The sequence below is a fragment of the Neisseria sp. Ec49-e6-T10 genome (genome assembly GCF_051132615.1).
Lineage (GTDB): Bacteria > Pseudomonadota > Gammaproteobacteria > Burkholderiales > Neisseriaceae.
The window spans coordinates 796,566-818,046 of sequence record NZ_CP152375.1 but is presented as its reverse complement, the minus strand read 5'-3'; the positions used below and the strand labels follow the sequence as shown (position 1 = coordinate 818,046).

The 21,481-nt window shown below is 37.6% G+C and carries 23 protein-coding genes; 12 read left to right on the top strand and 11 right to left on the bottom strand.

Going from position 1 to position 21,481, the window contains the following annotated elements; genetic code table 11:
* Positions 1 to 71 precede the first annotated feature (71 nt).
* A complete protein-coding gene (locus tag AADH04_RS04170; protein ID WP_434778988.1) occupies positions 72 to 1,391 on the bottom strand; it encodes a deoxyribodipyrimidine photo-lyase in 1,320 nt (439 codons plus the stop codon).
* A gap of 70 nt (positions 1,392 to 1,461) precedes the next feature.
* Between AADH04_RS04170 and AADH04_RS04165 the strand changes: the two genes are divergently transcribed.
* The 4 genes from AADH04_RS04165 to AADH04_RS04150 all read left to right on the top strand — a co-directional run bounded on the left by AADH04_RS04165 (position 1,462) and on the right by AADH04_RS04150 (position 4,265).
* The gene (locus tag AADH04_RS04165) at positions 1,462 to 1,677 is read left to right on the top strand and encodes a SlyX family protein (protein WP_434778987.1); all 216 of its coding nucleotides are present in this window, start codon (positions 1,462 to 1,464) and stop codon (positions 1,675 to 1,677) included.
* 205 nt (positions 1,678 to 1,882) lie between these two features.
* Positions 1,883 to 2,623: a methionine ABC transporter ATP-binding protein gene (locus AADH04_RS04160; RefSeq protein ID WP_434778986.1), complete on the top strand. Its 741-nt coding sequence runs from the start codon at positions 1,883 to 1,885 to the stop codon at positions 2,621 to 2,623.
* An 8-nt stretch (positions 2,624 to 2,631) separates the two neighbouring features.
* On the top strand, positions 2,632 to 3,315 hold the full coding sequence (locus AADH04_RS04155) for a methionine ABC transporter permease (RefSeq protein ID WP_434779795.1): 684 nt from the start codon (positions 2,632 to 2,634) through the stop codon (positions 3,313 to 3,315).
* Positions 3,316 to 3,335: 20 nt separating this feature from the next.
* Positions 3,336 to 4,265: a MetQ/NlpA family ABC transporter substrate-binding protein gene (locus AADH04_RS04150; RefSeq protein ID WP_434778985.1), complete on the top strand. Its 930-nt coding sequence runs from the start codon at positions 3,336 to 3,338 to the stop codon at positions 4,263 to 4,265.
* Positions 4,266 to 4,312: 47 nt separating this feature from the next.
* On the opposite strand, the gene AADH04_RS04145 is transcribed toward AADH04_RS04150, so the two are convergent.
* The 3 genes from AADH04_RS04145 to AADH04_RS04135 form a co-directional block, all read right to left on the bottom strand.
* Positions 4,313 to 5,203, bottom strand: a complete 891-nt coding sequence (locus tag AADH04_RS04145; RefSeq protein ID WP_434778984.1) for a cation diffusion facilitator family transporter — start codon at positions 5,201 to 5,203, stop codon at positions 4,313 to 4,315.
* A gap of 17 nt (positions 5,204 to 5,220) precedes the next feature.
* Positions 5,221 to 5,847 (bottom strand): DUF4272 domain-containing protein, encoded by a 627-nt coding sequence (locus AADH04_RS04140; RefSeq protein ID WP_434778983.1) that lies wholly within the window; start codon positions 5,845 to 5,847, stop codon positions 5,221 to 5,223.
* A 75-nt stretch (positions 5,848 to 5,922) separates the two neighbouring features.
* Entirely contained in the window at positions 5,923 to 6,507 is a 585-nt protein-coding gene (locus tag AADH04_RS04135) for an arylesterase (protein ID WP_434778982.1), read from the bottom strand.
* Here AADH04_RS04135 and AADH04_RS04130 point away from each other — a divergent pair.
* The 8 genes from AADH04_RS04130 (at position 6,506) to AADH04_RS04095 (ending at position 14,355) form a co-directional block, all read left to right on the top strand.
* On the top strand, positions 6,506 to 7,210 hold the full coding sequence (locus AADH04_RS04130; protein ID WP_434778981.1) for an ABC transporter ATP-binding protein: 705 nt from the start codon (positions 6,506 to 6,508) through the stop codon (positions 7,208 to 7,210). The genes AADH04_RS04135 and AADH04_RS04130 overlap by 2 nt on opposite strands.
* On the top strand, positions 7,210 to 9,708 hold the full coding sequence (locus tag AADH04_RS04125; RefSeq protein ID WP_434778980.1) for an ABC transporter permease: 2,499 nt from the start codon (positions 7,210 to 7,212) through the stop codon (positions 9,706 to 9,708). Before AADH04_RS04130 ends, AADH04_RS04125 begins: the two co-directional genes overlap by 1 nt.
* A 10-nt stretch (positions 9,709 to 9,718) precedes the next feature.
* Positions 9,719 to 10,711, top strand: coding sequence for an endolytic transglycosylase MltG (gene mltG / locus AADH04_RS04120; protein WP_434778979.1), 993 nt, complete (start codon positions 9,719 to 9,721; stop codon positions 10,709 to 10,711).
* Entirely contained in the window at positions 10,708 to 11,325 is a 618-nt protein-coding gene (gene tmk / locus AADH04_RS04115; RefSeq protein ID WP_434779794.1) for a dTMP kinase, read from the top strand. The genes mltG and tmk overlap by 4 nt, the downstream gene beginning before the upstream one ends.
* Entirely contained in the window at positions 11,318 to 12,310 is a 993-nt protein-coding gene (gene holB / locus AADH04_RS04110) for a DNA polymerase III subunit delta' (protein WP_434778978.1), read from the top strand. The genes tmk and holB overlap by 8 nt, the downstream gene beginning before the upstream one ends.
* A gap of 9 nt (positions 12,311 to 12,319) precedes the next feature.
* Positions 12,320 to 12,685 (top strand): PilZ domain-containing protein, encoded by a 366-nt coding sequence (locus AADH04_RS04105; RefSeq protein WP_434778977.1) that lies wholly within the window; start codon positions 12,320 to 12,322, stop codon positions 12,683 to 12,685.
* A 67-nt stretch (positions 12,686 to 12,752) separates the two neighbouring features.
* Complete coding sequence (locus AADH04_RS04100) at positions 12,753 to 13,526, top strand: TatD family hydrolase (RefSeq protein WP_434779793.1); 774 nt, start codon at positions 12,753 to 12,755, stop codon at positions 13,524 to 13,526.
* Positions 13,527 to 13,545: 19 nt separating this feature from the next.
* Positions 13,546 to 14,355, top strand: coding sequence for an MBL fold metallo-hydrolase (locus AADH04_RS04095; protein WP_434778976.1), 810 nt, complete (start codon positions 13,546 to 13,548; stop codon positions 14,353 to 14,355).
* A 240-nt stretch (positions 14,356 to 14,595) separates the two neighbouring features.
* Here AADH04_RS04095 and AADH04_RS04090 read toward each other — a convergent pair whose 3' ends face one another.
* The 7 genes from AADH04_RS04090 to folC form a co-directional block, all read right to left on the bottom strand.
* On the bottom strand, positions 14,596 to 15,693 hold the full coding sequence (locus AADH04_RS04090; RefSeq protein WP_434778975.1) for a DNA adenine methylase: 1,098 nt from the start codon (positions 15,691 to 15,693) through the stop codon (positions 14,596 to 14,598).
* Positions 15,694 to 15,818: 125 nt separating this feature from the next.
* Complete coding sequence (gene rpiA / locus AADH04_RS04085) at positions 15,819 to 16,502, bottom strand: ribose-5-phosphate isomerase RpiA (protein WP_434778974.1); 684 nt, start codon at positions 16,500 to 16,502, stop codon at positions 15,819 to 15,821.
* Between the two features lie 81 nt (positions 16,503 to 16,583).
* Complete coding sequence (locus tag AADH04_RS04080; RefSeq protein ID WP_434778973.1) at positions 16,584 to 17,318, bottom strand: hypothetical protein; 735 nt, start codon at positions 17,316 to 17,318, stop codon at positions 16,584 to 16,586.
* 48 nt (positions 17,319 to 17,366) lie between these two features.
* Positions 17,367 to 18,896, bottom strand: coding sequence for an amidophosphoribosyltransferase (purF, locus tag AADH04_RS04075; protein WP_434778972.1), 1,530 nt, complete (start codon positions 18,894 to 18,896; stop codon positions 17,367 to 17,369).
* Positions 18,897 to 18,928: 32 nt separating this feature from the next.
* Positions 18,929 to 19,423, bottom strand: a complete 495-nt coding sequence (locus tag AADH04_RS04070) for a CvpA family protein (RefSeq protein ID WP_434778971.1) — start codon at positions 19,421 to 19,423, stop codon at positions 18,929 to 18,931.
* Complete coding sequence (locus AADH04_RS04065) at positions 19,420 to 20,202, bottom strand: SPOR domain-containing protein (RefSeq protein ID WP_434778970.1); 783 nt, start codon at positions 20,200 to 20,202, stop codon at positions 19,420 to 19,422. Before AADH04_RS04065 ends, AADH04_RS04070 begins: the two co-directional genes overlap by 4 nt.
* 11 nt (positions 20,203 to 20,213) lie before the next feature.
* Positions 20,214 to 21,479 carry a bifunctional tetrahydrofolate synthase/dihydrofolate synthase gene (gene folC, locus AADH04_RS04060; RefSeq protein WP_434778969.1) on the bottom strand — a complete coding sequence of 422 codons (1,266 nt, stop codon included), beginning with the start codon at positions 21,477 to 21,479 and terminating at the stop codon, positions 20,214 to 20,216.
* Positions 21,480 to 21,481: the final 2 nt, after the last annotated feature.

Sequence of the window (21,481 nt, the reverse complement as noted above, 5' to 3'; positions counted from 1 at the left end):
AAGTATAAAAAGCCACTAGTTAATAGTGGCTTTTTTATTAAGAAAATCAAAATGTGATAAATCAATCATTATTAAAGCTGATTAATGGCACATACATATTGGTCGATATTGAATTTTCTTCTTAAACCAGAAGCATTCATATAACGTATTTTGCCAAAAATTTCCCGTTCGAACCATGGTCTGTCATGTTTGCCAAAACACCACATTATACCTGCATAGCCATTAGGGTCTCTTCCATCTAGTTGATAAGTGTCATTTAAATATAACATGGTTTGTAAGGCTTCTTGATAAGTTTGACTCCATTCAATAATTTTCTTGCCCCAATACATTCTCATATAGTTGTGCATATAACCTGTTTTTGTCAGTTGTTGTTGCGCAGCATTCCAATAGGGGTCGAAGGTTTTTGCTTGTTCAAATATCTCTGGTGTATATGTAATGGCTCTATGATCATATTGATGTTGTTCTAAACTTTTTTGTGCCCAGATGGGTAAACAGGATAAGTTGTCATAATCATGCTCATAATAAGTAAAGTTAATGGCCAATTCTCTACGTATAAATAACTCATCAATAAAAACATGCTTATTTTGTGTTGTGATACTGGGGTGGTTTTCCATTATTTGTCTATAAATTAAAATGGGACTGATTTGCCCAAAATGCAGATAAGCACTTAATCTTGACGTAGCATCTAACTCAGGGAAATTTCGATTAATGGCATAATTGGCTAATTGATTTTCTATAAAAAAACGTAATTTTTTAATCGCCTGTTGTTGCCCACCAATATGCTGATGTTTAAAAGGAAAAGGAATTTCTTGTTCGATTGTTTTTGTGTAGAAAATACCTTTATATGAGCAGTCTGTTTGTTCAAATAAAAAATCTTCTAATTTTGCCATAAGTTTAGGGCGAATCACCGCAGCACTGTAGGCCGCTTTTGGGTAAGCTGTTTGAACGGGGACAATGATATTTGCCTCAATACCAATTGCTGATATATTTATTTTATTGGCTATTTCATCTTTGCTTTGACGTAAGAAGTGGGTATAACCTAAATCAGTAATCAAGCAGCAACAATTATTGATTACTGATAATATGGCTTGATTGAGTGTGCCTGAGAGTAAAATAAAACGGATATTTTGTGTATGCAGCTCTTGTTTGACATCATGTAATCCATCAAATAAAAATTGAAAATGTGCTTTTTGTGCCATTGGATAATTTGAATCATAAACAAATGCCACAATAAGCGGTTTTTTTAGATCATTGCTGAGTTTTATGGCATATGTTAGAGCCTGATTATGGTATGTTCGAACAGATGCTTGCATCCAATACAGGATATAATCCCCTTGCTTATTGATTGGGTGTTGATTTAAATGGTGAATGCGTTCTTCTTTAAGTTGCATGCTGATCTCTTTTTTGATTATATAGCGTAAAAGTAGCATAATTTAGCGAATGTGCGTATTGGAAAAAGTTATGGATGATATAGAGCAAAAATTAGAAGAGTTGTTGGTTCAGTTAGGTTTCCAAGAAACCCTAATAGACAGTTTAAATCAGACGGTTATTCGTCAGCAACAAGAGTTAGAATTGATACAGGCACAATTACGTTTTTTATATCAGCAAGTCAATTTGAATCAAGAAACGCAAAAAAGCACACATTCTTTGTTTGACGAGTTACCACCGCATTATTAGTAGATATTATAGCCACAAGTAATAAAGAAATGGTAAAAAAGGCGTTGACCAGAATGTGAAAAAAGCGTTTAATAATGCAATTGTGAATTATTTGCCGATTTGAAACAGCTTGCGGGCATAAAACAGCTAAAGCGTATTGAATGAATACTATGTTAGCTCGCTATGTTGTTTTGGCGAGCTTTTGTTATTTTGGAGTATTGTTTTTATGATTACATTGGACAATGTTCAGAAACGTTATGTCCATCCTGAAAATGGTAGTTGGTTTGATGCTGTATTGCCTACCTCTTTAACGATTGAACAAGGTGAAGTATTTGGGTTGATTGGGTTTTCTGGTGCAGGTAAGTCAACTTTATTGAGACTGATTAATTTATTAGAGCGTCCTGATCAAGGAAGTGTGATTGTAGACGGGCAGAATCTGGTATCTTTGTCACCTAAACAGTTGCGTCAAGCACGCCAGAATATAGGTATGATTTTTCAACAATTTAACCTATTAGCTAATTTAACTGTTGCCGATAATGTGGCTTTCCCTTTGAAAATAGCAGGTTGGTCCCACGATAAAATTGTTAAACGTGTTACTGAATGTCTGGATATTGTTGGTTTATCTGATCGAGTAAAACATTATCCAGCACAATTGTCTGGAGGGCAAAAACAAAGGGTGGGTATTGCCCGAGCTTTAGCCCCCAGCCCTCATGTTATTTTAGCAGATGAACCAACAAGTGCTCTTGACCCATTTACCACAAAAAGTGTTTTAGAGTGTCTGGAAGACATTAATAAACGTTTTAATGTCACTATTGTGATTGTGACGCATGAAATGAGTGTGATTCGCCGTGTCTGTCAGCGTGCCGCATTAATGGATCAGGGGAAAGTTGTTGAAATTGTTCAGGTTAATGATCATCAAATTCAGGCTCATTCAGATTTAGCCCGAAAGTTGTTTGAGGAGGCATAAAGATGCAAATGAGTTTAACTTTAGCCGATTATTGGCAAAATATCTGGTCATTACGTGATGAAATATGGCTTTCTTGTCAGCAAACATTTGTTATGGTGACTATTGCAACTGTTGTTGGGATTATATTTGGTACATTGTTGGGCATATGGTTGTATTTAACGGCTAAAAAACAAATATGGGATAATAAGCTGATCAATCGTTTGGTTGGTTTACCCATTGATTTTATGCGTGCATTTCCTTTTGTGATTTTAATGGTGGCTATTGCTCCATTTACCCTTATTTTAGTCGGTGCACGTATTGGCCCTTTAGCCGCTTCTGTTGCTTTGTCTATTGCATCGATTCCTTATTTTGCACGTTTGGTCGAACAAAGCTTACGTGAAGTACCTAAAGGCGTTATTGAGGCGGCTCAAGCGATGGGTGCTTCAGATTGGACCATTATTTTTAGAGTATTGCTGGTTGAAGCAAGGGCAGGTATGGTTTCCAGCATTACAGTGTTGATTATCAGTATTCTGTCGTATAGTGCGGCAGCAGGGATGATTGGTGGTGGTGGTTTAGGCGATTTGGCCATTCGTTATGGTTATTATCGTTATCAAACTGAAGTCATGGTGGCTATTGTGTTGTTGTTGTCTGTTATTGTGATTTTTATTCAATCAGTTGGTAATTTTTTAGCAAGAAAATTAGATAAGCGTTAAGCATATTTTAGGAGAGAATCATGCAGTCAGGTTTTTTTAAAACATTATCTGTTGGTGTACTGGCATTAACTCTTGGGTTAGTGGGTTGTTCAAAAGATGAGAGCAGTCAAACTGCTGCCAATACCAGCAGCGATACTGCTGCTACAGCGAAAAAAGTCATTACTATTGGTACGACTGTAGGTGATTTTGGGGATATGGTGAAAGATTCCATTAAGCCGATTTTAGAAAAAAAAGGTTATGAAGTAAAATTGGTTGAGTTCAGCGATTTTGTTCAGCCTAATTTGGCTTTGTCTGAGGGCAGTCTGGATGTAAATGTCTTTCAACACAAACCTTATTTAGATACTTTTGCTGCGGAACATAAATTAGCCTTGTCTTCAGTATTCCAAGTACCAACAGCACCATTGGGCATTTATTCTGGTAAATTAACCAGTTTAGACCAAGTCACAAACGGGACAACCGTTTCTGCACCAAATGACCCAAGTAATTTTGCTCGTGCTTTGGTTATGGTCGCTGAATTAGGTTGGGTGAAATTAAAAGACAATATCAATCCATTAACCGCATCAGAGCGTGATATTGCAGAGAACCCTAAGAACATTAAATTTGTTCCACTAGAAGCAGCGCAATTGCCGAGATCTCGTCAGGATGTTGATTTTGCGATTGTGACAGGAAATTATGCAACCAGTTCTGGCATGAAGTTGACTGAGGCTTTGTATCAAGAACCAAGTTTTGCTTATATTAACTGGGGTGCGGTACGCACGAAAGATTTAAATGAAGCTTGGGTAAAAGATGTCATTGATGCCTATAGTTCTGATGAGTTCAAAGCTTATTGTGCTCAACGTTTTGTTGGTTACAAACAACCTGAGGCTTGGGGCACACAAAAACAGGATGAATCAAACACCGCATCGGGGGTTAGCCAAGTAAGCGAAACAGTTGCAAGTGACGTAAAATAAAAGTCGTTTTAATGTATAAAAAAGATCAGGTCATGACCTGATCTTTTTTATTTGAGTGTGTTGTGAATAAGGCATAGCTCGACAGGGTCTTCATGCACAATAATTTCTGCAAATGGATAATGTTCTTTTAGTGCAGCTTCTACTTTTTCTGTAACGGCATGGGCATCAACAAAGCTCATTTGTGCATCTAATTCAATATGCATTTGAATAAAATAGTGCCCACCAGAAGCACGTGTTTTCAGATCATGAAACCCCAAAAGACCCGGTGTATTTTGAATGATGTGTTCTATATGCGTGCGTTCATTATTGGGTAACTCTCTATCCATTAAATCATTTAAGGCTATTTTTGCAATATCCCAAGCACTTTTAACAATCCAAATAACCAGTAGTATACCAAAGTAAGCATCTGCATTTTGCCACCCCCAACCAGTCAGTATTAAGGCAATAATCACTATTGTGTTGGATAATAAGTCACTGGCATAATGTAATGAATCAGCATGCAGCGCTTGGGAGGATGTCTGCTTGACTGCCCAGCGTTGGAATAATACAAGTAATAAGGTCAGGATAATTGAAATACCCATGACCCAGATACTTAAAGATGAGTGAAGTAAGGCTTGAGGTTCAATTAAACGTTCAATACTGTGTAACAGTAAAAAAGCAGCAGAACCCGCAATAAAAGCCGCTTGAGCTAAAGCAGCTAGACTTTCTGCTTTGCCATGACCAAAGCGATGTTCTTTATCTGGTGGGGTCAATGCAATACGAATAGAAAAAAAGCTGATCAAACTGGCTAAACTGTCCATTGAGGAATCAATTAAGCTGGCTAAAATACTGACAGAACCACTACTAAACCATGCCCATGTTTTCAGTAGAATAAGGGTAATAGCTGTAGCAATAGAAGCCCAACTGGCCAGTTTTAAGATAAATTCTTTTTTTTGCATTTTTTTGTGAAAGAATATTAAAGAGCGATACGCATTTTATCCCAATTTAACTCTTTATCGTAGACCCAATGTAATGCTTTTCGTCTTTGAGCCATTCGGTTTTCATCAGGAAAGCCTGTTTTTTTACCCAATTTAGTTTGGTCGACACAATACCAATGCACCCGATAATAATAGTCTAGAAGCTCATAAAATTCACCAGGTAGCCGAGTATGTGTGAGTTGATCAATTTTATTGTTATCCTCATCTTCCAAAATTTTAGGTAAAAAATCATTCATATTGTTGGCACATGCTTCTTGTACAGATAGCTCATCAATACATTCAAGTACCCACAGTAATGCCCAAACACTTTCTAAATACTGCTTTAAATAATTGCGATCAAATACAGAAAGGGAAGTACGTTGGCTGCGTTTGAGCAGTAGAATTTCATTTGGGGTCAGTGCCTCAAGTTTTCCTTGTGTTTTTAACCATTTACCTATTTTAGGTATGGGCGCACCAAAAGCGACATACAATAAGGCATTCATCACACATAGCCTGTCTTTAATTTCATCTATGCTGCGCCAATTAGGATCGGGTAGCTCTTCCATCCAATGACAAATTCCCCAACCATTGGCAAGAATTTTGGCTTCGGATTCTGCTTTGATCATGAGCCGATATCGCTTATCTAGCATAATAAAACTTTTTTTGATGTGATGGATTAAGGGGAACGATACGTTGCTTTCTTATAATAAAGGGGTCAGTTTTGGCAGTACATTGAGCATCATCTTATCTTGTGCGCTGGCTTTAGGATGAATGCCATCATTTTGGAACTGACTTAAATCTGCCGCAAAACCGTCTATTAGTAAAGGTACTAAAGCAATTTTTTCTTCTGTCGCTAAATTTTGATAAATACGCTTAAATTGTGTACGATAGCTGTTGCCGAAATTGGGTGGCATATCCATACCAACCAACAGCACTTTTGCTTTTGCTTGTTTACTTAACTGAATCATTTTTTTTAGATTCGCTTGTGTTTGTGTGAAAGGTAAGCCGCGTAGAGCATCATTGCTGCCTAATTCTAATATAATGATATCAGGTTTGTGGTTCTTGATGGCTTGAGGTAAGCGAGCAAGCCCAGCTGAGGTGGTATCGCCCGATATACTGGCATTAATCACTTTATGTTTATTGCCTAATTTTTGTCCTAAAAGATACACCCAACCTTGTTTGGCATTTAAACCGTAGCCAGCTGATAAACTGTCTCCCACAACCAGTACTGTAGCTGCTTGCACAGGCATACTAAATAGCATAAATAGAAAGAATAGTCTTATCATGGTACAGTCCTTAATGAAACCAAAAGTTATTTTACAAGCAACAAACCTTGAAAAAAAAGTACAGTTTGCATCTGCTGAACTGGTGATTTTTCAACAATTGAATATGCAAATACTGACAAAACAAACAGTTGCCATTGTAGGTACTTCAGGTTCAGGTAAATCAACATTACTGTCTATTTTATCAGGTTTAGACAATGCAAGTGGTGGAGAGTTATTGTTGTTTCAACAAAATATGATCAAAATGGATGAAGATGAGCGGGCAAAGTTGCGTTTAAGCCACGTTGGTTTTGTTTTTCAGAATTTTCAGCTTATTCCCACTTTAACTGCATTGGAAAATGTCATGTTACCTCTTGAAATTGCAGGTGAAGGAAAAAAAGCAAAAGAGCGTGCATTAGATGTTCTTGATCAGGTTGGATTGTCGCATAGATTAGACCATTACCCCAAATATCTTTCTGGTGGTGAGCAACAGCGAGTGGCTATTGCCAGAGCTTTTGTGGTTAAGCCCAGCATACTTTTTGCTGATGAGCCAACAGGCAATCTTGATCCAAATACGGCCGCAGGAATCATTGAATTATTATTTGATTTAAATAAACAGTACGATACTGCATTGGTTTTGGTTACCCATGATATGAATTTGGCCAAAAAATGTGAACGTGTTTTGCAAATGACCCAAGGCCAGCTTATTGAAGAGGCAGTAAATTAATGATCAATCCAGTTTTGTTTTGGCGGTTTGTACTCAGGCAACTGCGTTCTAAAGAGTTATCTGTTCTGTGTGTTGCGTTTATTTTGGCTGTATGTGCAGCAAGTTGTGTTTTGTTTTTTTCGTTTAGGCTAGAACAAACTTTAGCTCAAGAAGCCAGTAAATTAATTGCTGCTGATTTGGTTGTTGTTTCTGATCAAGCTGGTGATGAATATCAGCTCATAAAAAAACAAGTTGATGCTGAACCGCAATTACATTCAGCACAAAGTGCGACTTTTCAATCTATGTTAATGACTGATCAAGGTGCCAGATTGGTTAGAGTCATTGCTGTATCAGATAAATTTCCACTGAAAGGTGAAAATCGAATTCAAGTGTCCAATAAGGAACAAACTGGTACATTTGTGCCAAAAAATGGGCAAATATGGGTAGATCAGCAGTTAGCTAGCCAGTTACATCTTAAAGAGCAGCAAAGAGTACATGTTGGAGATAAAGAGCTTTTGGTTGAAGCAACGCTGCTTGAATCTGCAGCCAGTGGTTTGGAATTATTTAATTTGCTGCCAACTGCAATGATGAATTTAAGTGACCTGCCTCAAACAGGTTTAGTGCAAGAAGGCAGTCGTATTCGTTATCGTTTATTTATTACAGGGCCTACAGCGCAACTAGAGCAGTTAAAACAAACATTGATGCCTAATTTACCTAGAGGCATGAAATTGGAAACCATTGATTCAGCTAGACCAGAAGTGCAAAACACTTTGGTTAGAGCCAATCGCTTTTTAGGGTTTGCAACAAGCTTAAGTGTGATTTTATCAATTGTGGCATTAAGTTTAACCAGTACACGTTATTTATCTAAACATGTGCGGCAAGTGGCTATTATGCGCACATTAGGTAGTGACAGTAAGCAGATTTTCCGTTTGTTTTTAGGCCTATTTGTGTTTATTGGGTTGATATGCAGTGTGTTGGGTACATTGTTGGGTTTCGTTGCCCAAGAATTCTTGTTGTTCAGTTTGAAGAGGGTGTTTGATTCTATTAGTATCAGCACTTTTCCAATACAAGGTTTGACCTTGGCTGTACTGATTCCTTTTGTTGCGACAATTTTGTTGTTGTTACTGATTTTGCCCCAAATTATCTCTTTAAAAAACAGCAGTACACTGAATGTTCTTCGTGGAGATCTGCCTACACAAAACAAACAATTATTGAGTGTTTTTATGTTTATTTTGGTTGTGGTTGGGTCAAGTGCCATGCAAATTGGTGATCTTAAACTGACCGCCCAGTTTTTAGCTGGTGTGGCTGTTTTGTTTGTGGTGATGTCTTTTGTCAGCATACTTTTGCTCAAATTATGTAAATGCGTGATTACATCTGCCTATTCTTTTGCTTGGCAAGGCTTGGCAGATGTGGCTCGTCGACCTAAGCTCAGTTTGATTCAAATGGTGTCTCTTAGTGTCAGTTTAATGGCTTTATTGACCCTAACTTTTGTGAAAAATGATTTGGTGGATGCTTGGAAACAACGCATTCCAGATAATGCGCCCAATTACTTTATTTTAGGGGTACAAAAAGATCAAACCGAGGCATTGAATCAGTTTTTTAACGAGCACAATATTCCTACTGTCAAATTATCTGCCATGACACGTGCTCGTTTGGTGAAGGTGAATCAACAAGAAATTACCGAAAATACATATACTGAAGAGAATGCAAAAAGGTTGGCAGAGAGGGAGTTTAATTTATCTTGGGGGCAAACCATTCCTGAACATAATCAAGTAGTACAGGGACAGTTTTGGTCTAAAGACAATGCTGATCCCGCTTTTTCTGTGGAGGAGGGTTTAGTTGAAACATTAAAGCTGAAATTAGGTGATGTTTTGACCTTTGATATTGCAGGACAAGAATATCAAGCACCCATTACCAATTTACGTAAGCTCAATTGGGAGTCTATGCAGGTAAACTTTTTTGTCATTGGTAATGGCATTTGGTTAGAAGATGCACCTGCCAGTTTTATTGCCAGTTTTTATCTGGCTTCAGAGCAAACGGGTTTTATTAATCAGGCAACAGAAGTTTTTCCCAATATCAGTTTTATAGATGTGGGCAATATTATACGGGAAATGCAAAAAATTATTGATCGGCTAACATACGTTGTGAATGCCGTATTTGTATTGTGTCTCATGGCCAGTGTCATTGTGTTATGGGCCAGTGTACTCAATACAAGAGATGAGCGCTTATTTGATGCCGCCTTGATGAGGTCATTAGGTGCACAAAACCAACAAATCAGAAGGCGTCTTTTTGTAGAACTTTGGGCATTAGGAGCCTTTTCTGGATTACTGGCAGGTTTATTTGCTTTGGCATTAGAGTATTTTAGTGCATCCTTACTTTTAGATTTAGAGCCTAAAGTTAATCTATTACTTTTGCTTGTTGGTATAATAGCAGGGGTATTGTGTACCACATTAAGTGGTTACCCTATTTTAAGAAATGTACTTAAAGTACCGCCTAATCAAATTTTGAATCAACGTTAAATAAAAAAGTATGAAGAAATTATTTATTGGCTTATGTGTGTTAGTGGTGGTGCTTGCTTGTGTGTTTGCTGCATTACTACTGACACCAATAAAATTAGCTGAACCTTATCGATTAACCATCACCAAAAATCAAAGTTATGGGCAGATTGTTCGTACTTTAGAAAAAGATAAAGTGATTCGTAATCGTTATGTTATGTTGGGGACAGCTTATGTGCTTAAAGCTCAAACCAAATTAAAGCCAGGGATGTATCGCTTCAAAGGACAGGTTTCTATTTGGCAAATCATCAAAATATTGCGCAATGAAAAGCCTACACAACTTGCTGTGACAATTGTAGAAGGGATGACTTTTGCTCAGTTTAGGCAACGGGTCAATAGAGCAGAGGGTTTGGATATTCAAACCAGAAAAATGTCCGAAGCTCAAATTTTAGAAGCCATTGGTTCCCCTTATAAAAAGGCAGAAGGTTTGTTTTTCCCCAGTACATATATGTATGATTGGGGCAGTACAGATTTGAGCATTTATAAATTGGCCTATAGCACAATGCAAAAAGAACTCAATCAGGCTTGGGAAGAACGTCAGACGAACTTACCCTATCAAACGCCTTATGAGCTATTAACCATGGCCAGTATTGTAGAAAAAGAAACGGCCCATCCCGATGACAGAAACCATGTTGCAGCTGTATTTGTAAACCGTTTGAAAATAGGTATGCGTTTACAAACTGACCCAACGGTAATTTATGGAATGGGGGATCGGTATCAAGGTAAACTTTATCGTAGCGAGTGGAAAAAAGACAGCCCTTATAATACCTATACTCGATATGGTTTAACCCCAACACCGATTTCTTTACCGGGTAAAGCAGCATTAGAGGCTGCTGCCCATCCATCAGGTGCTGAGTATTTATATTTTGTTTCTCGTGCAGATGGCACAGGGCTTTCACAATTTAGCCATACCTTGAATGAACATAATGCAGCAGTCAACAAATTCATTAGAAAGAGAAAAAAATAATGGCTAAGTTTATTACCCTCGATGGTATTGATGGTGCTGGGAAAAGTACCCATATCCATTTTATGAAACAGTGGTTTGAACAAAAAAAAATTCCTGTTGTTTTTACCAGAGAACCAGGTGGAACACCTGTAGGCGAAGCCTTACGTAACCTTTTATTAGATCCTCGAACCCAAGCCAGTTTGAATACAGAAACACTCATGATGTTTGCTGCTCGTATGCAACATTTGGAAGAGGTCATATGGCCTGCTTTAAACAAAGGTACATGGGTTGTGAGCGACCGTTTTACTGATGCTACATTTGCGTATCAAGGTGGGGGCAGAGGTGTACCTTTGCATAGAATAGAAATATTGGAAAATTGGGTACAACAAGGCTTTGAGCCTGATTTAACCTTTTTGTTGGATGTTCCTTTAGAAGTGGCTCAACAACGTGTGGCGCAAACTCGTGAAAAAGATCGGTTTGAGCAAGAACAAAGCAGTTTTTTTGAGCGCACCCGTTCTGTTTATCTAGATAGAGCCAAAAATAAGCCTAAGCAATATGTGGTGTTGGATTCAACCCAAACCATTGAATACATACAAAAGCAACTGGGTAATGCATTGGAGATGATGCTTGAGTAAATCCGTTCAATTATATCCATGGCAACAACAAAATTGGCAGGATATTACAACACAGTGGCAAACGAAACCGAATGCTTGGTTATTTGTTGGCAAAGCGCATACAGGTAAAACCAAGTTTGCGACATTTTTGGCACAGGCATTATTGTGTGAAAACCTACAAAAGGGTTATACACCGTGTGGTATATGTCCTTCTTGCCATTTGTTTAATGAGGGGATACACCCAGATTTTAAATTTTTAAAGCCTGATGTTGAGGGTGAAGAAAACAGTAAAAAACTGAAGCAAATTAAAATTGAAACGGTTAGAGAAGCCTTACAGTTTACTCAATTAAGCAGCCATCGAGGTGGTTTAAGGGTTTTATTGATCAGCCCAGCAGAAAGCATGAATGTTCAAGCTGCCAATGCTTTATTAAAAGTGTTGGAAGAACCGCCACAAGGTGTGGTGTTTTTGTTGGTATCGGATAAAAAAGACAAGTTGTTGCCAACAATAAGAAGTCGTTGTCGCCCATTTTCTTTAAATAACCCAAGCAAACAAGACGCTGAGCTTTTTTTACAGCAACAAGGCCTAAGTGATATCAAAGCTTTATTGGCTTTTTATAGTGGAGCACCTTTATTTAAACACGAACCTGAACAAGATGAATTAAGAGAGCAGTTATTAGAGTATTTGTCTGTTCCAAGTTTAACCGCCTATTTAGATTTTGCCGCTAAGTTTGATCAAAAAAAACTGGCTTTAGGGGTTTTTTTGGACTGGATGCAAAAATGGGCCATGGATTTGATGTGGGTACAATATGCCGATCAAGCGTATTTCTACCCAAACTACACCCCTGAGCTCAAAAGCATTTTACAAAAAACCAACGCTATGGCTGTTTTTACATTTTTTAGTCAGTTAAATAAGCTAGCCCCTTACGGACAGCATACGCTTAATGTTAAACTTCAGGTAGAATCAATTTTTATTGATTATTTGAATTTATTGAAGAACGAAAAATAAGGAGTAAAAGTGTCAGATTTAGACTCCCAAGAACAACGCAAACCAGGTGTATTGTCTTTGAATATTAAAGAACGTAGCGCTTTGTTTGCTGCTTATATGAGTTTCCTAAAAAACGGTGGGATTTTTATCCCGACTGATCGCCCGATTAAAATGGGTGAAGAGATTTTTATGTTACTGACCATTATGAAAAACCCTGACAAAATTGCTGTTCAGGGCAAAGTGGTTTGGATCACACCCGCTCATGCCAATGATAACCGTATTCAAGGAGTAGGGGTTCAGTTCAATGCGGATGATGGCGGTAAGTTAGCAAAGCGTACAATAGAAAACAACTTAGTTGGATTATTAGAAAACGCTCGTTCGACACATACACTTTAAATCGATACTGCACTAAAAAACCAAAACATGTTATTCTGTTTTGGTTTTTTATTATTTAAAGAGCTTTATCGTGTTTATTGATTCACATTGCCATTTAAACTTTCCTGATCTACAAAATAACTTGCCTGAAGTATTCAAGCGGATGAAAGAGTATCAGGTTAACCTTGCTTTAGCAATCAGTGTCAGCAAAGATACTTTTGAGCAGGTGCGAACATTGGCGCAAACATATGAACATATTTATGCTTCAATTGGTGTTCATCCAGATCAGCAGGATACGCCAGAGTTTACTTTTGATGAATTGGTTGAACAAAGCTTGCATGAGAAAATTGTTGGTATTGGTGAAACAGGTTTGGATTATCATTGGTGCACAGGTGATTTGACTTGGCAGAAAAATCGTTTTATCACCCATATTGAAGCGGCTAAACAAACAAACTTGCCGCTTATTGTCCATACAAGGAAAGCTGCAGAAGATACATTGGCTATTTTGCGTGAGCATAAGGCCTCAAAGGGAGTGATTCATTGTTTTACCGAAGACAGAGCCTTTGCCAAAGCAGCGCTTGATTTAGGGTTTTATATTTCTTTTTCTGGTATTGTGACATTTAAAAATGCTCAATATATTCAAGATGTTGCCAGATATGTGCCTGAGGATCGGTTTTTAATTGAAACAGATGCCCCATTTTTGGCGCCAACGCCTTTTCGGGGTAAAACAAATGAACCTGCTTTTGTCTATTATGTTGCTCAGTATATTGCAACATTAAGAAATACTTCTATTGAACAAATAGGGCGTTTAAGTAGTGAGAATTTTTATCATTTATTTGATAAAATTTCAGCATCACAATAATTATTTTATCGATTTTATAATGACAAAAAATCAAATAAACACACAAAAACAAGTAGTGAAATTGACAGTATTGGGGTGCGGCAGTTCGTCCGGTACGCCAGTGATTGGTTGTTCTTGTGCAACATGTAAAAGCACAAGTCGTAAAAATAAGCGCAGTAGAAGCAGTGCCCTAATTCAGATTGGTTCTTTGAATTTTGTGATTGATACAGGGCCTGATTTTCGCGCCCAGATGTTACGTACCAAAATTGAGCATATTGATGCCATTTTATACACGCATCCACATGCAGATCACTTAAATGGTATTGATGATTTACGTGCTTTTTGTTTCAAACAAAAAGACATGATACCTGTTTATGGAAATGAATTTACCATAAACAATGTCACTAATCGGTTTGATTATGCTTTTTTGCCCGCAAATAACCATTGGGATAAACCTGTTTTACAGGCGCATACTATTGGCGATGAGCCATTTGTGGTTCATGGTGTGGATATTATCCCTATTAAAGTGACTCATGGGCGTTGGACATGTACAGATTATCGCATTGGTAATATTGCATGGTTAACAGACCTAAATGCGATTAGTGATGAAGAGTGCGCCAAATTAAAAGGGTTAGATTATTTATTTTTAGATTGTTTAAGGCATGACCCTTATCCTAGCCATTTGGGGTGGAATGCTTCCTTAGCTTTGGCTAAAAAAATAGGTGCCAAACAGACTTATTTGATTCATATGACACATGAAATGGAATATGCTGCCACAGTTACCCAGTGTCCAGAAGGGGTAAGTATTGCGTATGATGGACTTAAAGTTCGTTCATGGATTAAAACATAATGAAAAAGTCATTTATTTTTAAATTTTAAAATAATATTGTTATTTGTTAGATTTTTTGTTTAATTTTTCAGGTATTTTATTGTTTTTTTTCTTAAGAAATAATATTTTATATGGTTTTTTTGGCTAAATTTTTTTTTGAATTATGCTTTTTTTATTGAGGATATTTTTTTTATAACTAAATAATATTAAAAAATATTTTTGTCATATTTAAATTTTTCGATAAATTTTTTTATATGTTTTTTATTTTTCAATTAAAAATATAAATTCTTTGTTGGGTGTTTCTGCTTCTCTTAACCATTCATTTGTCCACTTCATTTTTGACATAATGTTTTTTTCGTAGCTAATTTCGATTGTTTGTATGAGTTTTCCATGTTTATGTAAAATTTGATCCAATTCTTGTGCGGTTGCTTTGCCGCCGGAACTGTAAGATAACGCAATATAATGCGCTTGTGTTTTTTCGACTAAGCAATCAATTGCTTTGGCTGCAATATAATTGCCGTCTGTATCTTGATGAAAATCTTCAAAAATATTTTTATTTGTTTTGTCTGAACTGTCTTGTCTTCGATTGGCTACACCAAAAAGTGGGGGGTGATCATTTTTACAGATCGTTTCCCATAAATGGTAATAGGAGGCATAACGCACACGTGAAGAAGGCATTTTTTGATTATTAGAACCGTATGGAGGGTCAAAATAAGCTAAATCAAATTGCTTATCTGAAATTGTTTGAAAAATATCATTTTGATAAACGTGATTTTGTTGCTGGTTGATAAAGAGCTCAGGTACTTTTAACTTCATTGTTTTATATGAACGTGCTGACCAATTTTTTAGGTAAGAAGTAAAGTGTCCTAAAGTGTTATCAACTTCATCCAAAGCCAGAATCAGGCTGGTTAAAGCAACAGCGCGCTCTATTGGGGTTAATGTCAGGCGATCAATTTCTTCTCTAATGGCATCAAGTTTGCGCGTATTGTGTATTTGCCAAGGTTTTTTTGTGCCATCTGCTTGAATGGCACTGCCTTGATGGTCAATTCCACCGTAATATTGGGTAAACCAGCCATCATAACCTTGTAAATGTTCTAAATGTTCAATTAGTTCAGCATATTTTGTAGGCAGCTCTTTATTCAATAGATAACATTGCCCAAAAATATACGAATATTCTGCAATATCATTGCTTGTCACACAAAATCCATTTTGAGCAAAAGCTTGTGATACCCTTGTTGTACCAGAGAAACCATCCAGTATGGAAGATACATTTAATTGTTTAGCTAAAGACAGAATGTGTGGCAGTAATTTTAATTTAGACCCAGTATATTTGATACCTTGAGTTTTTATTTTATTCATTTTTTTAGTATTTCTGTGCTTCATCTAAAAGACTTTATATCAGAATACATGTAAAATGAGAATAAAACAAGAAATAAGCTGACAAGAGGTCGTCTTATCAGCTTAAAAGAGTTTTATAGAATTTGTTAACGAATGACTTCAACACCTGATTGTTTTGCTAATACCAAAATATCCGCTCGTTGTTTGGCGAAAATACCATTTTCCATGACGCCAACAATATTGTTGATTTTGTCTTCCATCGCCAATGGTTCATCAATATAAAAATCATGTAAATCCAATATTTGATGACCGTTATCAGTTGTGAAATTTAAGCGTAATTCAGGCATTGCCCCTAATTTGATTAATTCTCTGGCAACATAAGAACGTGCTACGGGTAAAACTTCTACTGGCAAAGGAAAGTGCCCTAAACGGCTGGTATATTTGCTTTCATCAATCATACAAATAAAGGTCGTTGCAGCGGAACCTACCAGTTTTTCTTGGAGGAGTGCACCACCACCACCTTTAATCATCTGTAATGAATGATTCACTTCATCCGCGCCATCAAAATAGGCAGAAAAATGATCAACTTCTGATAAAGAGAAGACAGGAATATCATGCTTTTTAAGGAGTTCAGTGGTGGCTTTTGAAGTAGGAATAGCCCCTTTGATTTTTTCTTTTACTTGAGCCAGTGCTTCAATGAAAAAAGCCACTGTACTACCCGTTCCTACACCAATGACTTCTCCTTCTGGTAGAAACTCTATGGCTTTTTGTGCGGCTAAACGTTTTAAGGAATCTTGTAAGGCTTTATCTAAATGTGCATTCTTACTCATGAGATTTCTCCTAGGGAATTTTTAATGGTTTTTGTTTATTTTAACGGATAAATCAGGTTTTCGTCTTATTTATCTTTAAAATTATTCTTCTGGATTAATGGTTTTTAAATAATAAAGCTCATCGTCAGCAGAGCCCGTGATTTCTAACCACATAGTCTGGTTTTTACCCCAGTATGGTCGAATCAGAAAACCTGCTCTGGGTAAATTCACTTGTCCTCGCCAATCAGGGGTGAGGTTTTGAGCGTCAATACTGTAGCTGGTTAAGGTAAAAGGGCAGGATAAAGAATCATTATCTTGACAACTTTCAGGCGGTACATTAACCACCAGAAGCTTTTGTTCATCTGTTGAGACAAAAACTTCAGCTAAATTAAAGGCAATGCGTTTATTTAATTCTGGTTGAATGGCCAGAATTTTCCATCCTTGCCAAGAATCTTGTTTCAGTAAAAAGAAATGATTGCCTAATTCGCCCAGATAAGTTGTTTTTTGATAGGAGGGGTCATTGCTTAGGTGATCAATCATTTCTACTTGATTGTTTCCGTTTTGATAACGAATAGCCTGTTTTGTACGATCTAACTGTACGAAGCGACTTAATTTATTTAACCAAATGGCACTTTCTTCTGTTGGCTCTTCTGAAAAGATAGCCGTTTTGTCCATTAAACTTAAATTATCTGAATGGCTTAGAGAAGGAGGTAAAGAGCGCGCTGTTTTTTCTTGTTCTTGTGCCAGTACAAAATGAGTACAAATAAATAAACTGGACAATAAAGTAAAGAGTAAATGTGTATTTTTCATAAAAGCAATAGGGGGTAGATAAGACATTTATTTGCTTACTGTTTAAGTTACCTAAAGCAGTAAGCAAAAATTTGGTTATTCTGTTTCAACCTCTTCTATATTAAGGTTTTGATCCACCATTTGGGCATCAACCAAATTATTGATAGGTGCATTGAAACGGTCAGTCTCAATTTTATCTAAATAGCTTTCAGTGATATCGCCTGTTAGGTAATACCCTGTAAAGCAAGAAGTATCAAATTCTTTAAGATTTGGATTGGCCTCTTTTACGGCACTGATTAAGGCATCTAATTCTTGAAAAACCACTCCATCTGCACCTATTTCTGCAGCAATTTGCTCAGTTGTTCTGCCTGTTGCCAAGAGCTCTTTGCGTGTTGGCATATCAATACCATATACATTAGGGAAACGCACTTCAGGTGCAGCAGAAGCAAAATAAACTTTTTTTGCCCCCATATCACGAGCCATTTGTACAATTTCTCTACTGGTTGTACCCCTGACAATTGAATCATCTACCAATAACACATTTTTTCCTGCAAATTCACAACCAACAGGATTGAGTTTTTGTCGAACGGATTTTTTTCTAACCGCTTGCCCAGGCATAATAAATGTCCGACCAATGTAGCGGTTTTTGATAAAACCTTCTCTATAAGTGATGTTTAGATGGAAGGCCAATTGTAAAGCGCTGGGTCTGCTGGTATCAGGAATAGGCATAACCACATCAATATCCTGATAAAAATCGGTTTTCCTGACCTTCTCTGCTAAAGTGACTCCCATATTTAATCGTGCTTGATAAACTGAGGCACCATCGATCACTGAGTCAGGGCGAGCAAAATATACATATTCAAAAAGACAAGTGGCTAGCCGACTTGTGCTGCTGCATTGTTTTGAACTAAATTGTCCATCAAAGGAAACAAAAATTGCTTCTCCTGCGGCAACATCTCTGAGTAAATTAAAGCCAGAACAATCTAGTGCAACAGACTCAGAGGCGAAAAGATAATCGGTTTTGTCCCCGTTTTTTTGGGTACCAATAACCAAGGGGCGAATACCGTTAGGATCACGAAAAGCCAGTAAGCCATAACCTGCAATCAAAGCCACAACAGCATAGGCACCACGTACCCTTTTATGTAATGCGGTGACGGCATTAAAAATATTGTCTACACTTAGTTGTTTATCTGTTACTTGGCGTTCTAATTCGTGTGCGAGGACATTGAGCAGAACTTCTGAGTCGGAATTGGTGTTGATATGGCGCAAGTCATTATGACAGACATGTTCAAACAATTCGGTTGCATTCGTTAAATTACCATTATGTGCCAGAACGATCCCGAAAGGGGAGTTTACATAAAATGGTTGTGCTTCTGCACTGCTTTGAGCATTACCTGCTGTAGGGTAACGTACATGGGCAATACCGGCATGACCAATTAAATTGCGCATATTTCGGGTACGAAATACATCGCGTACCATCCCGCTGCCTTTATGCATATGAAAAGTGTTATGGTGTGCTGTGACAATTCCTGCTGCATCTTGCCCACGGTGCTGAAGTAATTGTAAGCCGTCATATAGAGTTTGATTAACAGGGCTTTGACTGACAATACCTAAAATGCCACACATAGTGAAGTTATCCTAGTAAAAAAAATTTTACGCTAATTCGCAGATGAAATAACATCTGCAACTTGTTTGGGTAGGTAAGGAATAGCGATTGATGCTAATTGCTGAAAAAACCCAACTGTTTGAGCCGTACGCCATTCGGGCGTTTGGCTTAAGCTGGTCATCGAACAAATCAACACAAGAACCGTCACAATAAGCACACCTCTGGCAGCACCAAATACCCCACCTAATAATTTGTTTATACCGTCTAAGCCTATGGATTTAATCAATGCAGTGAGCAATGAACGTAAAAAATATTGCGCAACCAACAGTAACACAAATAGTAAAACAAAGGTGCCAACATATTTTAAGGTTTCAGGTTGGACATCTTTCATGGCTATTTCAGAAACTTGGGGGGTGAACAATTTTGCCCCCGTAAAAGAGACAACCCACCCAACTAGAGAGGCTAATTCGGTCACAACACCTCTCATTAAGGCGATTAATGTCGATAAACCGATAATGCCAATGGCGATAAAGTCAAATAGCGTCATTGGCTTACAATAATACCATTCATACCAGAAGCTTTAAGTCTGTTAAGGGTCTTTTCTGCTTCTTCTCGATTGCTAAATGGGCCTACACGTACACGGTTGATTTCACCTTTACTTGTGTTTGCTTTGCTGATGTTGGCTGAAATACCTATATCAGCCAGTTTGCTTTTCATTTGTGCTGCTTGAGCGCTATCAGAAAGTGCCGCAACTTGAATCACCACTTTTCCTGTGTGAGCTGAATTAGCCGCTGTTGTACTGTTTTCTTTAAATGTGACCCTACCTTCTAAAATATCTTTAGGATCTGGTTTGCTGTTTACTTTTGGTGGTGTTGTCACAGTTGGTTTTTTTTCAACTGGCTTTTTTTCAACGGGTTTTTTTTGTGCTGTGGTTGTTGTTTGTTTTTCTGGGCTGGTTGGGGGCGTGCTAATAGCAGCAGGCGGTTGTTGTGTTTGAGTATTATGCTCCGTATTTGAGGCAATGGTTGGCTCGCTGATGATTTCAGGTTCAGTTGGTATAGAAGCAATAGCAGGATCTTCCACTATTGGTTCAGAAGCAAACTGAGCAATTGGGTCACTGCTTATTTGTGGATATGTTTGTGGGACTGTGTCAGACACTTGATCATTAATCACCACAAAGTCAGTTTGTGTTTTTTGTTCTGGTGTGTATGAAATGGCTTTCCACAAAATGATGATGGCGATAAATACTAAAACAACTGTGCCTACCAAACGACGGCGATTACGGCGTTTAAGTTGTTCATAGTCATTGGTTGAATTATTAGCCATATTTAGGTTTCCTATTTCAAAGTATGTTGGGTCAGGATTTCTGCGACAGTATGAAATGAACCAAACACGGTTATTCTATCACTTTCTTGGGCGCAAGATAAAGCATGTTGATACGCGGTTTCGATATTCTCGAATATTTGTATTTGCTTAATGCCATGTGTGTTAAGTTTCTGATGTAAAACATCAATTGCAACTGCCCTTGGCACATTAAGTGGGGCAATAAACCATTCATCAAATGCACCCTTGCAAATTTCAATAACTTCATCGATGTCTTTGTCCGCTAGCATAGAAAACACTGCAATTTTTTTAGAGGCAAAAGGTAAAAGATTTAAGCTTTTTACAAGAGCGCGTGCAGCATGAGGATTATGACCAACGTCCAGTATCACCATGGGGCGTCCAGGTAAAATTTGAAAGCGCCCAGTATTGCTTGCCTTAATCAGCCCACGTTTGATGGCGCCAATAGTGACAGGAAGTTGTTCGTATAAGCATTCAATTGCAGCTAAAGCACAACTGGCATTTTGTATTTGATAAGTGCCTCTCATCGTTGGAATGGGTAATGCGTGGCGGGCTTTGTCTTTAAATAGAAAATCCCACTGGTTATCCATAGTACGAATAGAAAAATCAGTGTCGTAGCATAAAAGCTGGGCATCTATATCATGAGCATGTTTGTTGACACTATTTAATAAGGGTTGTTGACCAAAAATAGCGGGTTTATTTGAGCGAAATATTCCTGCTTTTTCAAAACCAATGGTTTCTAAATCTGTCCCCAAATAATCTTGATGATCAATATCCACGCTTGTGATGATGGCGCAATCAGTATCAAACACATTCACCGCATCCAAACGACCGCCCAGGCCAACTTCTAAAACCATGACATCAGTTTGCTGTTGTGCAAATACCCAAACTGCAGCCAATGTGTTGAATTCAAAATAGGTTAATGGTATATCGCCTCTGGCTTGTTCAATGGCTTCAAAAGCCTGAATAATTAGCTCATCTGTAACAGGTTCGGCGTTAATGGCAATACGTTCATTAAAGCGGATTAAATGAGGGGAGGTTAATGTGCCGACTTTAAAGCCAGCTTCATGGTAAATCGCTGTTAAATAAGCACAAACAGAACCTTTACCATTGGTGCCTGAAACAGTAATCACAGGACATTGTGGTTTTAGGTTTAGTTTTTCTTGTACTTGTTTTGTACGGGCAAGCCCCATATCAATTGTTTGAGGATGAACACTTTCTATGTATTGTAACCAATTGTCTAGCGAATGACTGGTGAACATAA

Excerpts from the sequence above, each read along its gene's own strand:
- AADH04_RS04065 (WP_434778970.1), bottom strand. The coding sequence starts at position 20,202 with ATGGCTAATAATTCAACCAATGACTATGAACAACTTAAACGCCGTAAT.
- AADH04_RS04070 (WP_434778971.1), bottom strand. The coding sequence starts at position 19,423 with ATGACGCTATTTGACTTTATCGCCATTGGCATTATCGGTTTATCGACA.
- AADH04_RS04080 (WP_434778973.1), bottom strand. The coding sequence starts at position 17,318 with ATGTCTTATCTACCCCCTATTGCTTTTATGAAAAATACACATTTACTC.
- AADH04_RS04125 (WP_434778980.1), top strand. The coding sequence starts at position 7,210 with ATGATCAATCCAGTTTTGTTTTGGCGGTTTGTACTCAGGCAACTGCGT.
- purF (WP_434778972.1), bottom strand. The coding sequence starts at position 18,896 with ATGTGTGGCATTTTAGGTATTGTCAGTCAAAGCCCTGTTAATCAAACT.
- AADH04_RS04150 (WP_434778985.1), top strand. The coding sequence starts at position 3,336 with ATGCAGTCAGGTTTTTTTAAAACATTATCTGTTGGTGTACTGGCATTA.
- folC (WP_434778969.1), bottom strand. The coding sequence starts at position 21,479 with ATGTTCACCAGTCATTCGCTAGACAATTGGTTACAATACATAGAAAGT.
- rpiA (WP_434778974.1), bottom strand. The coding sequence starts at position 16,502 with ATGAGTAAGAATGCACATTTAGATAAAGCCTTACAAGATTCCTTAAAA.
- AADH04_RS04090 (WP_434778975.1), bottom strand. The coding sequence starts at position 15,693 with ATGAATAAAATAAAAACTCAAGGTATCAAATATACTGGGTCTAAATTA.
- AADH04_RS04165 (WP_434778987.1), top strand. The coding sequence starts at position 1,462 with ATGGATGATATAGAGCAAAAATTAGAAGAGTTGTTGGTTCAGTTAGGT.
- mltG (WP_434778979.1), top strand. The coding sequence starts at position 9,719 with ATGAAGAAATTATTTATTGGCTTATGTGTGTTAGTGGTGGTGCTTGCT.
- AADH04_RS04095 (WP_434778976.1), top strand. The coding sequence starts at position 13,546 with ATGACAAAAAATCAAATAAACACACAAAAACAAGTAGTGAAATTGACA.
- AADH04_RS04155 (WP_434779795.1), top strand. The coding sequence starts at position 2,632 with ATGAGTTTAACTTTAGCCGATTATTGGCAAAATATCTGGTCATTACGT.
- AADH04_RS04135 (WP_434778982.1), bottom strand. The coding sequence starts at position 6,507 with ATGATAAGACTATTCTTTCTATTTATGCTATTTAGTATGCCTGTGCAA.
- AADH04_RS04160 (WP_434778986.1), top strand. The coding sequence starts at position 1,883 with ATGATTACATTGGACAATGTTCAGAAACGTTATGTCCATCCTGAAAAT.
- AADH04_RS04130 (WP_434778981.1), top strand. The coding sequence starts at position 6,506 with ATGGTACAGTCCTTAATGAAACCAAAAGTTATTTTACAAGCAACAAAC.
- AADH04_RS04145 (WP_434778984.1), bottom strand. The coding sequence starts at position 5,203 with ATGCAAAAAAAAGAATTTATCTTAAAACTGGCCAGTTGGGCTTCTATT.
- AADH04_RS04170 (WP_434778988.1), bottom strand. The coding sequence starts at position 1,391 with ATGCAACTTAAAGAAGAACGCATTCACCATTTAAATCAACACCCAATC.
- AADH04_RS04140 (WP_434778983.1), bottom strand. The coding sequence starts at position 5,847 with ATGATCAAAGCAGAATCCGAAGCCAAAATTCTTGCCAATGGTTGGGGA.